Annotated in this window: 12 protein-coding genes and 2 pseudogenes; 3 read left to right on the forward strand and 11 right to left on the reverse strand. The window is 70.1% G+C overall.

What is annotated here, in order from left to right:
• Nucleotides 1-2: 2 nt before the first annotated feature.
• The 4 genes from A6A40_RS27975 to A6A40_RS27990 form a co-directional block, all read right to left on the reverse strand.
• On the reverse strand, nt 3-638 hold the full coding sequence (locus A6A40_RS27975; RefSeq protein ID WP_236784108.1) for a phosphatase PAP2 family protein: 636 nt from the start codon (nt 636-638) through the stop codon (nt 3-5).
• 98 nt (nt 639-736) lie between these two features.
• Nucleotides 737-1552: an N-formylglutamate deformylase gene (gene hutG, locus A6A40_RS27980; RefSeq protein ID WP_108549115.1), complete on the reverse strand. Its 816-nt coding sequence runs from the start codon at nt 1550-1552 to the stop codon at nt 737-739.
• Nucleotides 1549-3087, reverse strand: coding sequence for a histidine ammonia-lyase (gene hutH, locus A6A40_RS27985; protein WP_108549116.1), 1539 nt, complete (start codon nt 3085-3087; stop codon nt 1549-1551). The genes hutG and hutH overlap by 4 nt, the downstream gene beginning before the upstream one ends.
• Entirely contained in the window at nt 3084-4448 is a 1365-nt protein-coding gene (locus A6A40_RS27990; RefSeq protein ID WP_108549117.1) for a formimidoylglutamate deiminase, read from the reverse strand. The genes hutH and A6A40_RS27990 overlap by 4 nt, the downstream gene beginning before the upstream one ends.
• A gap of 96 nt (nt 4449-4544) precedes the next feature.
• Between A6A40_RS27990 and hutI the strand changes: the two genes are divergently transcribed.
• From hutI to hutU, 3 genes are read left to right on the forward strand one after another with little or no spacing between them, the layout of a single operon-like run.
• A complete protein-coding gene (gene hutI / locus A6A40_RS27995; protein ID WP_108549118.1) occupies nt 4545-5813 on the forward strand; it encodes an imidazolonepropionase in 1269 nt (422 codons plus the stop codon).
• Nucleotides 5810-6538, forward strand: coding sequence for a histidine utilization repressor (hutC, locus tag A6A40_RS28000; RefSeq protein ID WP_108549119.1), 729 nt, complete (start codon nt 5810-5812; stop codon nt 6536-6538). The genes hutI and hutC overlap by 4 nt, the downstream gene beginning before the upstream one ends.
• A gap of 51 nt (nt 6539-6589) precedes the next feature.
• Nucleotides 6590-8272 carry a urocanate hydratase gene (gene hutU, locus A6A40_RS28005; RefSeq protein WP_108549120.1) on the forward strand — a complete coding sequence of 561 codons (1683 nt, stop codon included), beginning with the start codon at nt 6590-6592 and terminating at the stop codon, nt 8270-8272.
• Between the two features lie 48 nt (nt 8273-8320).
• Here hutU and A6A40_RS28010 read toward each other — a convergent pair whose 3' ends face one another.
• From A6A40_RS28010 to A6A40_RS32025, 7 genes and pseudogenes are all read right to left on the reverse strand, one after another.
• Nucleotides 8321-8764, reverse strand: a complete 444-nt coding sequence (locus A6A40_RS28010; RefSeq protein ID WP_108549121.1) for a GyrI-like domain-containing protein — start codon at nt 8762-8764, stop codon at nt 8321-8323.
• A gap of 17 nt (nt 8765-8781) precedes the next feature.
• Complete coding sequence (locus A6A40_RS28015) at nt 8782-9588, reverse strand: aminotransferase class IV (RefSeq protein WP_108549122.1); 807 nt, start codon at nt 9586-9588, stop codon at nt 8782-8784.
• The gene (pabB, locus tag A6A40_RS28020) at nt 9585-10952 is read right to left on the reverse strand and encodes an aminodeoxychorismate synthase component I (protein WP_108549123.1); all 1368 of its coding nucleotides are present in this window, start codon (nt 10950-10952) and stop codon (nt 9585-9587) included. The genes A6A40_RS28015 and pabB overlap by 4 nt, the downstream gene beginning before the upstream one ends.
• 23 nt (nt 10953-10975) lie before the next feature.
• Nucleotides 10976-11761 (reverse strand): SDR family oxidoreductase, encoded by a 786-nt coding sequence (locus A6A40_RS28025; protein ID WP_108549124.1) that lies wholly within the window; start codon nt 11759-11761, stop codon nt 10976-10978.
• 241 nt (nt 11762-12002) lie between these two features.
• Nucleotides 12003-12702 (reverse strand): AAA family ATPase (locus A6A40_RS32015; protein WP_236784109.1); only part of this gene is annotated, 700 nt, incomplete at its 5' end.
• 1 nt (nt 12703) lies between these two features.
• A pseudogene (locus tag A6A40_RS32020) lies at nt 12704-13324 on the reverse strand (ATP-dependent chaperone ClpB); the annotation flags it as partial.
• 1 nt (nt 13325) lies between these two features.
• A pseudogene (locus tag A6A40_RS32025) lies at nt 13326-13539 on the reverse strand (hypothetical protein); the annotation flags it as partial.

Consider the following 13539-nt stretch of genomic DNA (forward strand, 5'->3'; position numbering starts at 1 on the left):
GCTCAGCGTGCCAGGAGGCGCCGCGCCAACAGAGTGATCGCGGTCCCCAGCAAGGCGCCGGCCACCACGTCCGACGCCCAGTGCCGGTGCTTCACCACCCGGCCGCTGGCCATCGCGGCTGCGGCTCCGTAAATCAGCAGGCTTTGCGCCGGCGACCGGCTGACCGTGGCGAGCGCGGTCGCGGCGGCAAAGGCGCTTGCCGCATGGCCGGACGGCAGCGAACGGGCGCTGATCCGCTTGCCCGGCCGTTGCCGCGGTTCGCATTCGTCGGGACGGCGGCGTTTGACGTAGCGTTTGATCGAGCGGCTGGCACTGGCGGTCGCCACCAGCCCGGCCACTCCGACGCTGCCGGCGCGGCGCAGATCCGCCTGACCGGTCAGCAGCCCGACGATGCCCGCGATGGCGAAGCCGGGAATCAGCACATGGCGTTTTATGGCGTAATGGCCCGCGGTTGCCAGCGCCCGGCTGACCGGGCCGGGATCGCAGGTGACGATGTCGTGGACCTGCGCATCCAGCGTATCGACGGCGGTCAGGGCCGGTTGCAGGACGGCGGGGGCCGGGCGCCCGCCATAGCCGATGCCGCCGCCCGGATTCTCGATGCCCCGCTGTCCCTTATTCTGTCCGATGATGTCGCTCAACGCCGGTCCCCTGCCTCCCACGCCCCAGCATGGGCGCCGCAGAGGAACGCGGATCGTACGGGGGCGGTTCCGCGCCCCCGTTCAGCCTCCGTGGCGGGTCAGCCTTGCGCCGGCCGCCAGCCGGTGAAGGCGTCGAGCAGCGCCGTCAGCACCCGTTGGAGCTTTTCCGCCCGGTCCGGACGGTAGGCGAAGGGCGGCGCCTCCTCGTCCATATAGCGGTCCTGCGCCAGTTCCATCTGGATGGCGTGGACGCCGTTCGCCGGCTGGCCGTAGGCGCGGGTGATGTGGCCGCCGACGAAGCGGCCGTTGGCGACGCAGGTCAAGCCCTCCGCCGCCGCGGCGCTCTCCATCGCCGCGACGACGCGGGCGGCCAGTTGGGCATCGACGCTGGTGCCGCGCGCCGTTCCCAGATTGAGGTCGGGCAGACGGCCGTCGAACAGCCGCGGCACATGGCTGCGGATCGAATGGGCGTCATAGAGCAGGGCAAAGCCGTGGCGCGCCTTCACCCGCTCCAGCTCCGCTGCCAGCGCATCGTGATAGGGCCGCCAATAGCCGTCGACCCGCTGCGCCACTTCGGCTTCGTCGGGCGCCTGTCCGTCGCGGTAGAGCGGCGTGCCGTCGAACATCACGTCCGGGCACAGGCCGGTGGTCGCCTGTCCGGGATAGAGGCTCTCGCCGGTCGAGGCCCGGTTGAGGTCGACGACATAGCGGGAATAGCGGGCGCTGAGCAGCGTGGCGCCCATGCCCGTGGCGAAGCCGTACAGGCGGGGGATGTGCCAGTCGGTGTCGCGCAGGGTGAGCGCCTCCTCCGTCAGCCGCCCGGCCAGACCGGGGGAGAGGTCGGTGCCGCAATGGGGCATGCTGATGACCAGCGGCCCGTCGCCTTGCACCAGATCGAAGATGCTGTCGCTCATTGTGCGGTCTCCAGGGATACCGGCATCAGATGGTCGAGCGACCCGTCGCGCACCAGGGCACCGATGGCGGCCAGATCCGGGGCGAAGTAACGGTCGACCTCGTAGCGCGGCACTTGGGCGCGGATGGTGGCGATGGCCTGCTCCAGCCGCTCGGTGGTCTTCAGCGGGCGGTGGAACTCCAGACCCTGAATCGCGGCCAAAAGCTCTATGCCGACGATGTCGGCGACGTTGCCGGCGATGTCGCCCAGCCGGCGCGCCGCGAAGGTCGCCATGCTGACATGGTCCTCCTGGTTGGCGGAGGTCGGCAGGCTGTCGACGCTGGCGGGGTGGGCGAGCGTCTTGTTCTCCGACGCGAGCGCGGCGGCGGTGACATGGGCGATCATGAAGCCGGAGTTCAGGCCGGGTTCGGCGACCAGGAAGGGCGGCAGGCCGCTGATGGTGGTGTCGATCAGCATGGCGATGCGGCGCTCGGCGAGCGCGCCGATTTCCGACGCGGCGATGGCGAGCTGGTCGGCGGCCATCGCCACCGGCTCCGCATGGAAGTTGCCGCCGGACAGCACCTCGCCGGTGTCGACCAGAACCAGCGGGTTGTCGGTGACGCCGTTGGCCTCGATCACCAGGGTGCGCGCCGCCTGCCGCATCTGGTCGAGCACGGCGCCCATCACCTGCGGTTGGCAGCGCAGGCTGTAGGGATCCTGCACCCGGTGGCAGTCGGGGCCCTGGTGGCTGGCGTTCAGTTCGCTGCCGGCAAGCACCTCGCGGAAGGCGGCGGCGACGGCGATCTGGCCGGGCTGTCCGCGCAGAGCGCTGATGCGGGCGTCGAAGGGGCGGTGGCTGCCCATGACCGCTTCCACCGACAGGGAACCGGCGACCAGCGCCGCCTTGAAGGTGCGCTCGATCTCGAACAGGCCGGCGAGCGCCAGACCGGTCGAGACCTGGGTGCCGTTGATCAGCGCCAGACCTTCCTTGGCCTTCAGGTCGAAGACCGGCAGGCCGGCGATGCGCAGCCCCTCTTCCGCCGGCAGCGTCTTGCCCTGCACCCGGACATGGCCGATGCCAAGCAGCACGCCGCACAGATGGGCCAGCGGCGCCAGATCGCCCGATGCACCGACGGAGCCCTTGCCCGGCACCACCGGCAGCACGTCGGCCTCATAGAGCTTCAGCAGCGCATCGACCAGCGCCGGCCGCACGCCCGAGGCGCCGACGGCGAGGCTGACCGCCTTGATGACAAGGATCAGCCGCACCACGCCGTCGGCCAGCGGGGCGCCGACGCCGGTGGCGTGCGACAGGATCAGGTTGCGCTGGAGCTTTTCCAGATCGCTCGCCGCGATGTGGGTGTGCGCCAGCTTGCCGAAGCCGGTGTTGACGCCATAGACCGCCTCGTCGCCGCCGGCGATCTTGTCGATCAGGGCACGCGAGCGCTCCATCCGCGGATAGGCCGCCGGGTCGAGCGTCAGGGCCGGACGGCCGCGGTAGATGCTGCGCAGCGTGTCGAGCGACAGCGCGCCCGGAACCAGAGTGATGGTCTCGCTCATCCCAGAAGTCTCCCAAGTGTCTTTTTGAAGCGGTCGGCGATTTCGTCCTCGCGCGGGTGGCGGCGGTCGCGGACGACGGCGCGTCCGGCGATCAATACGTCGCGCACGAGGGGGGTGTTTCCGGCGAAAATCCAGCCGTCCAGCAGCGCGTCGCCCTTGCGTGCCGCCAGCAGCGGGTGGTCGGTGTCGAGCACGACGATGTCGGCGCGGAGACCGGCGGCGATGCGACCAGAGTCGAACCCGGTCGCCTGGGCCCCGCCAGCCTGGGCGTCCTCCACCAGCCGGCGGGCGGTGGAGCGGCGGGGGCCGCCGGCCAGCACGGTGCGCCGTTCGCTGGTCAGCCGCGCGCCGTATTCCAGCCAGCGCAGTTCCTCCACCGGGCTGACGGAGATGTGGCTGTCGGAGCCGATGCCCCAGCGCCCGCCCTGGCCCATGTAGGACTCGGCGGCGAAGAAGCCGTCGCCGAGATTGGCCTCGGTGGTCGGGCACAGGCCGGCAACGGCGCCACTGGCAGCGACGCCCATCACTTCGGTCTCGGTCATGTGGGTGGCGTGGATCAGGCACCAGCGGTCATCGACCGGTTGGGTCTCCAGCAGATGTTCCACCGGGCGACGGTTGCGGAAGGCGAGGCAGTCCTCGACCTCCTTGCGCTGCTCGGCGATGTGGATGTGGATCGGGCCTTGCGGGTTGGCGGCGACGATCTCAGTAAGCAAGGCATCGGGAACGGCGCGCAGGGAATGCGGGGCGATGCCGAGCCGCACGTCGTCGGCCTTGCCATAGGCATCGCGCAGGGCACCGGTCAGCCGCGCGAACCCTGCCCCGTCATGGATGAAGCGGCGCTGCCCGGCGGTCGGCGGCGTGCCGCCGAAGCCCGACGCGTTGTAGAGCACCGGCAGCAGCGCGATCGGCAGACCGGCAGTCCGCGCGGCGGCGATGGCGCGGTGGCTCATCTCCGCCGGGTCGGCATAGGCGCCGCCGTCGCGGTCATGGTGCAGGTAATGGAATTCGGCGATGGCGGTGAAGCCGGCCTTCAGCGTTTCGACATAGAGCTGGGCGGCGACCGCCTCGAAATCCTCCGGGTCCATGCGGTCGAGCGCCCGGTACATCACATCGCGCCAGCTCCAGAAGCTGTCCGACCCCTCGCCGGAGGACTCACCCATCCCGGCGATGGCGCGCTGGTGGGCGTGGGAGTGCAAATTGGCGATGCCGGCGACCGCCGCCCCGGCAAAGCGCTCCGCATCGGCCGGGCAGGCGGCGCCGGGCGTTGCCGAGACGATCCGGCCCCGGCCGTCCACCGTGACCAGCACATCTTCCGCCCAGCCGTCCGGCAGCAGCGCCGAGGCAAAAAACAGGTTGCTCATGAGGGCGCCCTCGTTATTATAGACAACACTATACAAGTATAGGCAACCTGATGCCAAGAGGGTTGCTGCACGAACTTGTAGGAAGGAGCCGAACCGATGCCGACCAGCGCGCCGTGGGATTCCCTGTGGATCGACCTGTCTGTTGCCACGATGGACGGGGCCACGATGGGTGATGCCGACGGCTACGGCGCCATCGCCGACGCGGCGGTGGGCATCAAGGACGGCCGCATCGCTTATGTCGGGCCGCGCACCGAGCTGACCGGCGCACCGGAGGATCTGGCGACCGAAGTGCATTCGGGGCAGGGCGGCTGGATGACCCCCGGCCTCATCGACTGCCACACCCATCTCGTTTATGGCGGCAACCGCGCCCGCGAGTTCGAGATGCGGCTGAACGGCGCCAGCTATGAGGAGATCGCGCGGGCCGGCGGCGGCATCCTGTCGACCGTCACCGCCACCCGTGCCGCCAGCGAGGACCAGCTTCTGGCCGCCACGCTGCCCCGGCTGGACAGCCTGCTGGCCGAGGGCGTGACGACGGTGGAGGTGAAGTCCGGCTACGGCCTCGACAGCGAGACCGAGACGCGGATGCTGTGCGTCGCCCGCCGGTTGGCCCAGGTCCGCCCGGTGGAGGTGCGCACCACCTACCTCGGCGCCCACGCCCTGCCGCCGGAGTTCAAGGGCGACCCGGACGGCTACATCGACCGCATCTGTGCCGAGACGCTGCCGGCCATCGCCGAAGCCGGGCTGGCCGATGCGGTGGACGCCTTCTGCGAGGGGATCGGCTTCTCAGTCGCCCAGACCCGCCGGGTGTTCGAGGTGGCGAAGCGGCTCGGCCTGCCGGTGAAGCTGCATGCGGAGCAGCTGAGCAATCTCGGCGGCGCCCGGCTGGTGGCGGAGTTCGGCGGCCTGTCGGCCGACCATATCGAGCATCTGGACGAGGAGGGTGTCGTCGCCATGGCCAAGGCCGGCACGGTGGCGGTGCTGCTGCCCGGCGCCTTCTATGCCCTGCGCGAGACCAAGCTGCCCCCCATCGAGCTGCTGCGCCGCCATGGCGTGCCGATGGCGCTGTCCACCGACAACAACCCCGGCACCTCGCCGGTGACATCGCTGCTGCTGATGCTGTCGATGGGCTGCACCTTCTTCCGCCTGACGCCGGCGGAGGCGCTGGCCGGCATCACCCGCCATGCGGCGAAGGCGCTGGGGCTGGACGACCGTGGGGTGATCGCGCCGGGCAAACGCGCCGATCTGGCGGTCTGGCGCATCGAGCATCCGGCGGAACTGGCCTACGCCATCGGCCTCAACCCCTGCATGGCGGTGGTGAACGGCGGGGTGGTCCGCAAGCCGCGCGTCGAAGCGGGGGCCGCATGAGCGACACCATCTCCACCGCCCAGCCGCGTTACGCCCAGATCAAGGAGGCCATCCGCCGCCGGATCAGCTCCGGCGACTGGCCGGAAGGCTTCCAGATCCCGTCGGAGCACAAGCTGCTGGAGGAATTCTCGGTCAGCCGCATGACCGTCCACCGCGCCTTGCGCGACCTGACCGACGAGGGGCTGCTGACCCGCGTGCAGGGGCTGGGCACCTTCGTCGCCGAACGGCCGCCCAGCACCGACGTGGTGGAACTGCGCAGCATCGCCGACGAGATCGCCGAGCGCGGCAACGTCCATTCCTGCCGGGTGGAGCAATTGCTCGCGGTTGCCGCCGATGCCGGGCTGGCCCGCCGCTTCAACCTGCCGGTCGGGGCGAAGTTGTTCCATTCCATCGTCGTCCACAGCGAAAGCGACGTGCCAGTACAGCTTGAGGAACGCTGGGTCAATCCGTCGGTCGCGCCCGACTATCTGGATCAGGACTTCACCCGCCAGACGCCGGGCGAGTATCTGATCCGGTTGGAGGCCTCGCCGCAGGTCGAGCATGTCATCGAAGCGGTGTCGCCGACGCCGGAAATCGCGCGGCTGCTGGACATCCCCGTCACCGAGCCCTGCCTGCGCGTGACCCGCCGCACCTGGGTCCAGGGGCGGGTGGTGACGGTCGCGATGCTGGTGCATCCCGGCAGCCGCTACCGGTTGGGCGCGCGGTTCCAGTTGCCGCCCCATTAGCGAAAACCGATCCCCGAAACGCACATCCCTCCCACCAGGAGTCATCACCAGATGTCATCCCGCCTCGACAACCAGCGCGTCATCCGTGCCCCGCACGGCCCCGAACTGAGCTGCAAGAGCTGGCTCGCCGAGGCGCCGTTGCGCATGCTGATGAACAACCTCGACCCCGATGTCGCCGAACGGCCGCAGGAGCTGGTCGTCTATGGCGGCATCGGCCGCGCCGCCCGCGACTGGGAGAGCTTCGACCGCATCGTCTCGGCGCTGAAGACGCTGAACGACGACGAGACCCTGCTGGTCCAGTCGGGCAAGCCGGTCGGCGTCTTCCGCACCCATGCCGACGCGCCGCGCGTGCTGATCGCCAATTCCAACCTCGTGCCGCGCTGGGCGACCTGGGAGCATTTCAACGAGCTGGACCGCAAGGGTCTGGCGATGTACGGCCAGATGACCGCCGGCAGCTGGATCTACATCGGTAGCCAGGGCATCGTGCAGGGCACCTACGAGACCTTCGTCGAGGCCGGGCGCCAGCACTACAACGGCGACCTGAAGGGCAAGTGGATCCTGACCGGCGGCCTCGGCGGCATGGGCGGGGCGCAGCCGCTGGCCGCCACCATGGCCGGCGCCTGCATGCTGGCGGTGGAATGCCGTCCCAGCAGCATCGAGATGCGCATCCGCACCGGCTATCTCGACCGTCACACCGCCGATCTGGACGAGGCGCTGGCCTGGATCGACGAGGCCTGCGCCAAGGGCGAGGCGATCTCGGTCGGCCTGCTCGGCAACGCCGCCGACGTGTTCCCGGAACTGGCGCGCCGCGCCGAGACCGACATCAAGGCCCGGCCGCACATCGTCACCGACCAGACCTCCGCCCACGATCCGGTGAACGGCTATCTGCCGCAGGGCTGGACGCTGGAGGAGTGGGAGAGCGCCCGCGAAAGCCAGCCGGCCGCGGTGGCCGCAGCATCGCGCAAGTCGATGCGGGTGCAGGTGGAAGCCATGCTGGCCTTCCACGGCATGGGCATTCCGACCGTCGATTACGGCAACAACATCCGCCAGATGGCGAAGGAGGAGGGGCTGGAGAACGCCTTCGACTTCCCCGGCTTCGTCCCCGCCTACATCCGCCCGCTGTTCTGCCGCGGCATCGGCCCGTTCCGTTGGGCCGCCCTGTCCGGTGATCCGGAGGACATCCGCAAGACCGACGCCAAGGTGAAGGAGCTGATCCCCGACGATCCGCACCTGCACAACTGGCTCGACATGGCGGCCAAGCGCATCCAGTTCCAGGGACTGCCGGCGCGCATCTGCTGGGTGGGCTTGGGGCAGCGCCACCGGCTGGGCCTCGCCTTCAACGAGATGGTGAAGTCGGGCGAGCTGAAGGCCCCCATCGTCATCGGCCGCGACCACCTCGACAGCGGCTCGGTCGCCAGCCCGAACCGCGAGACCGAAGCGATGAAGGACGGTACCGACGCCGTGTCGGACTGGCCGCTGCTGAACGCGCTGCTGAACACCGCCAGCGGGGCGACCTGGGTCAGCCTGCACCATGGCGGCGGTGTCGGCATGGGCTTCTCCCAGCATTCGGGCATGGTCATCGTCTGCGACGGCAGCGACGCGGCGGCCAAGCGGGTCGAGCGCGTGCTGTGGAACGACCCGGCCACCGGCGTGATGCGCCATGCCGACGCCGGCTATGACATCGCCATTGCTTGCGCCAAGGAGCAGGGGCTGAACCTGCCGTTCTTGAAGTAAGGGGGGCGTGATTCCCTCTCTCCCCCCACGGGGAGAGGGGATCCACCGTCAGCCCAGCGCCGGCAACTGCGGTGCCAGCGCCAGATGCAGTTCGTGGCGGCCGGCGGGCAGGCCCGGACGGTGGCCGAAGTCGAGCGCGATGCCGCTCAGCTTCAGGCCGCTGTCCGCCGCATGGGCATGCAGTTGGGCAAAGCCGTCCGGGATGGCGGAGACCGGGCCGTCCTGGATGAGGCGCAGATAGCGGCCGGCATCGAGATCGACGCGGACCATGCCCGGCGGAATCTCCGTGGCCTTGGCTGCCAGGAATCCGACCAGTTCGCGCTGCAGCCCGTTCTCCTCCGGCAGCGACACCGCCGCGAAGGAGGTCGCCCCGCTGTCGGCGGCGAACAGGCGCTCCCATGCCGCCGATACCGCCGCCGGCAGATCCTCCCGGCTCGCCTCGACCATGAAGCCGATGGCGGTCAGTTCGGGATAGTTCACCGTTTCGATCATGACTGTCCCTCGATTGCTTAAAGGTCCGGGTCGGCCAGCAGCCGGGCCAGGACCGGGCCGGCGGTGCCGTTTCCGACCGGATTGCCGTCCACCGACAGCAGCGGGCGCAGGCCCAGGCTGTTGGTCAGGATCGCCTCGTCGGCGCGGGCGAAATCGTCGGGGGTGAGCGGCGCTTCCTCCGCGCCATGGCGCTCCAGGATCAGGGCGCGGCGGATGCCGGGCAGTGCGCCGTCGGCGGTGGGCGGCGTCAGCAGCCGGCCGCCGACCGACAGGAACAGGCTGGCGATGCTGGATTCGGCCAACCGTCCGGCGCAATTCAGCAGCAGCGCTTCGTCGGCGCCGCGCTCCGCCGCCTCCTGCCGGGCCAGGATGGAATCCAGGTAATTCAGCGACTTCAGCCGCGACAGCGGCGAATGCTCGTTGCGGCGGGTGCTGCGGGCGATCACGGCGGCGACCGGTGCGGTCATGTGGGCGGCGGGAGCGACCGTCATCATCGCCGTCGGGCGGGCATCGGCCGGCGGCAGAACCCCGCGGGCGCCGGTGCCGCGCGACAGGGTCAGGCGCAGCACGCCATCCTTGAGGCCGGTCGCCGCGACCAGCGCCGCCATCGCCTCCGACAGCGCCGCGATGTCGTAGGGCAGCGGCAGGCGCAGCAGGTCGGCGCCGGCGGTGAGCCGGGCGAGATGGCGGGGCAGGTGGCGCGGTGCGCCGTCCTTGATGCGGATCGTCTCGAACAGGCCGTCGCCCAGGGTGAATCCGCGATCTGCCGGGTCGATCCGCGCCTCTGTGGCCGGCAGCATTCGGCCGTTCAGCCAGATGGTCATTGCAGTCCCTCCACCACTGGATCGCCGGCGGCGCGCAGCTGGGCGCGGGCCTTGACCAGCATCTCCTCATGTTCCGCCGCCGGGTCGGAATCGGCGACGATGCCGCCGCCGGCCTGGGCGATGACGTGGTTCTGCGTCACCGACAGGGTGCGGATGACGATGTTGCTGTCCATGGCGCCGTCGAAGCCGATCCAGGCGACCGACCCGCAATAGGCGCCGCGGCGGGCGACCTCCAGCTCGTCGATGATCTGCATGGCGCGGATCTTCGGCGCGCCGGTGATCGAACCGCCGGGGCAGGCGGCGCGCAGCAGATCGACCGGCCCCAGCCCCGGCACCAGCCGGGAAGTGACGACCGACACCAGATGATGGACGCTGGCGAAGCTCTCCAGCCCGAACAGCACCGGCACCTTGACGCTGCCGACCTCCGACACGCGCGCCAGATCGTTGCGCAGCAGGTCGGTGATCATCAGGTTTTCCGCCCGGTCCTTGATGCTGGCCGACAGTTCCGCCGCCGCCGCCGCGTCGGCCTCGGGATCGGCATGGCGCGGGCGGGTGCCCTTGATCGGTCTCGTCTCGGTGGTCCGGTCGGCGCGGAGCCGGATGAAGCGTTCGGGCGAGGCGCCGGCCAGCCGCAGCCGGTGACCGCAATTGAGAAAAGCGGCGAAGGGCGCCGGGCTGAGACGGCGCAGACGCTCGTACAGCGCATAGGCGTCGATGGACCGGTCCACATCGGCCAGGAAGCGCTGGGTGAAGTTCGCCTGATAGATGTCGCCGGCCCGGATATACTCCAGCACACGGCCGACCCGGTCGAGATAGTCGGGACGCGACAGTTCCGACCGCCAGCGCAGCGGAGCCGGTCCGGCCGATTGTTCCGGTGGCGGTACGGACAGCCGCGCGGCCATGCGGCGGGCGCGGTCCTCCGCCTCCGGCCGGGCGGCGACGACCCAGGCGCTCCGGGTTTCCCGGTCGAAAGCGGCGACGACATCGTAGAGGCCGAAGGCCATGTCGGGCTGTCCGCCCGGATTGCCATGGCGGGAGCGCAGCCCTTCCAAAGCCATTCCGGCTTCGTAACCGACAAAGCCCACCGCCCCTCCGGTGAAGGGAACCGGGCCGGCGGAGGGCAGGGGACATGCTGTCAGCGCCCGTTCCAGCGCGTCGAAGGGACTGCCGGGCACCGGCGCCCCATCGACCAGCGTCAGTCCGTCAATCGCTTCGACCGTTTGGAACGGTTCTGCAACGATATAGGAATGGCGTCCATTCTGTGGATGGGGCGCCGCGCTGTCGAGCAGCATGGCCCAGGGTTCGGCGCTCCAGGGGCGGAACAGGGCGGCGGGGTCGCCGCAGGAGATCGGTATGGTCAGCATCGCGGTGTCAATCGGCCGGCGGCTCACATCAAGATGGTGGCGCCGCCGTCCACGACCAGGACATGGCCGTTGACATAGGACGCCGCGGCGGACGCCAGGAACACCGCCGCCCCGGCGATCTCCTCCGGACGGCCCCAGCGGCGCATCGGCGTGCGGTTGGCGAAATAGGCCCCGCGTTCGGGATCGGCGACGATGGCGGCATTCGTTTCGGTCGCGAAAAAGCCGGGTGCGATGGCGTTGCTGGTCAGGCCATGCGGACCGTATTCGGCGGCCAGCGCCCGCACCATGCCGTTCAGCCCCGCCTTCGCCGCGGCATAGACGCTGTCGTTGGCGCGCGAGATCTGGCCGGCGACGGAGGTGACGGCGATCATCCGGCCCCGGCCGCGCGGCAGCATCAACCGCGCCGCCTCTCTTGCCAGGATCAGGCTGGAGGCCAGATCGACATCCAGAAGGGTGAGGATCTCGTCGTCGGTCAGGTCGGCGAGCGGCTTGCGGTTGCGCTGGCCGACATTCTGGACCAGCACGTCGAGCCGCCCATGCTCCCGCTCGATCCGCGCGAAGGCGTCGCGCACCGCCGCCCGGTCCGACACGTCGAAGGCCAACGCCGACGCCGCTCCGCCGACGGCTTCGATCTCGGCGACACGGGCTTCCAGAACGGCGGCGTCGCGGCCGTTCAGCAGCACATGGGCACCCGACCCGGCCAGTGCCCGCGCGATCTCCAGCCCCAGGCCGCGGCCTGCCCCGGTGACCAGGGCCACCTGTCCGGTCAGCGAGAAGGTCGTCAGGTACGGTGGGATCGTCGCGGCCATCTCTGCCCCCCATGTTGCGGTGCAAAGATGTAGCAGACCCACGGGCAATTGGCACGGCCGATACGGTCGTTTCGGGGTGGATGCCGTCGCCAACATCTGGTCGAGCGATGGCCACAAACAGCTGAAGACCAAATGGTGATCCACCATCTGCGGCCACCGGCGGCCCGGAGGTGAAAAAGGCTTCGGACGCCGTGCGCCCGAAGCCTTCTCCATCATCGCGGAACCATCAGTGACCCACCGGTCAGTGAACCGACGCCTCGCGTGCGTTGGCGGAACTCGCCACCGGCGGCAGGGCGAAGCCCAAGGGCGGGCGTTCCGGGGCCTTGAAGCCGTGCGGCCGGTCCTCCTCGACCACCACGCCGTCCAGCGCCAGCCGTCCGTCGACCAGCGACAGGGTCATCGTGGTCTTGCCCTCCACCTCCTCGTCGAGCAGGCGCTCGGCGATGGGGTCCTCGACAAGGCCCTGGATGGCGCGCTTCAACGGACGGGCGCCGAAGGCCGGATCCCAGCCCAGATCGCCCAACCGCCGCTTGGCCGCCGCGTCCGCCGCCAGGGTGACGCCGCGCTCGGCCAGCCGCTCGTTGACACGGGCCAGCTGGATGTCGACGATCCGCGCCATCTGGTCCCTGCCCAGCCGGCGGAAGATCAGCACATCGTCCAGCCGGTTGAGGAATTCCGGCCGGAACGCCTTGCGCACCGCGTCCATCACCTCCACCGTCACGCCGGCCATGTCCTCGTCGTCGCCAAGCGCGCTCAGCGCCTCCGCCCCCAGATTGGAGGTCATGATGAGGATGGCGTGGCGGAAGTCGGCGGTGCGGCCCTGCCCGTCGGTCAGCCGCCCGTCGTCGAGCGCCTGCAAGAGGACGTTCAGCACGTCGGGATGCGCCTTCTCCACCTCGTCCAGCAGCACGACCTGATAGGGAGCGGCGCGCCGCATCATCNCGCCGGTGGGGCCGAGGAACAGGAAGGAACCGGTCGGGCGGCTGGGATCCTTCAGCCCGGCGCGGGCGCGCCGCACCGCCTTGGACACCGCGCGCACCGCCTCCTTCTGGCCGACGACACGCTCCGCCAGCTTGTCCTCCATGCCCTTCAGCCGCTGGCGCTCGCCCTCCAGCATCCGTTCGACCGGGATGCCGGTCCAGCGGGTGACGACGGCGCCGATGTCCTTGGCCGTCACCTCGTCCCGCTCGGCACTGGCGCGCGATTCGGCCTCGGCCAGACGCTTCTCCAGGTCGGGCACCACGCCATAGGCCAGCTCGCCGGCCTTGGCCCAGTCGCCGTCGCGCTGGGCGCGCTCCAGCCTGGTGCGGGCCTGGTCCAGCTCCTCCTTCAGGCGGCGGCCCTCGGTGCGGCGGGACTGCGAGGCCCGCCACTCCTCCTCCATCGAGGACTGACGGGCTTCCGCCTCGGCCAGCTCGCCCTCAAGCACATGCAGGCGCTCCTGCGAGGCGGCATCCGGTTCGGCCTTCAGCGCCTCGCGCTCGATCTTCAGCTGGGCGACGCGGCGGTCGACGGCGTCGAGCGCCTCCGGCTTGCTGTCGATCGCCATGCGCAGGCGGCTCGNCGATGGCCTTGTCGGGCAGCCGGCGGTCGCCGATGTAGCGCGCCGACAGGCTCACCGCCGCGACCACCGCCGCGTCGGCGATGCGCACGCCGTGATGGACCTCGTATTTGCTCTTGATGCCGCGCAGGATCGACACCGCGTCGTCTGCCGACGGTTCGTCCACCGTCACCGGCTGGAAGCGGCGGGCCAGCGCCGCATCCTTCTCGATGTATTT

Origin of the sequence: Azospirillum humicireducens, assembly GCF_001639105.2 — a bacterium.
Lineage (GTDB): Bacteria > Pseudomonadota > Alphaproteobacteria > Azospirillales > Azospirillaceae > Azospirillum > Azospirillum humicireducens.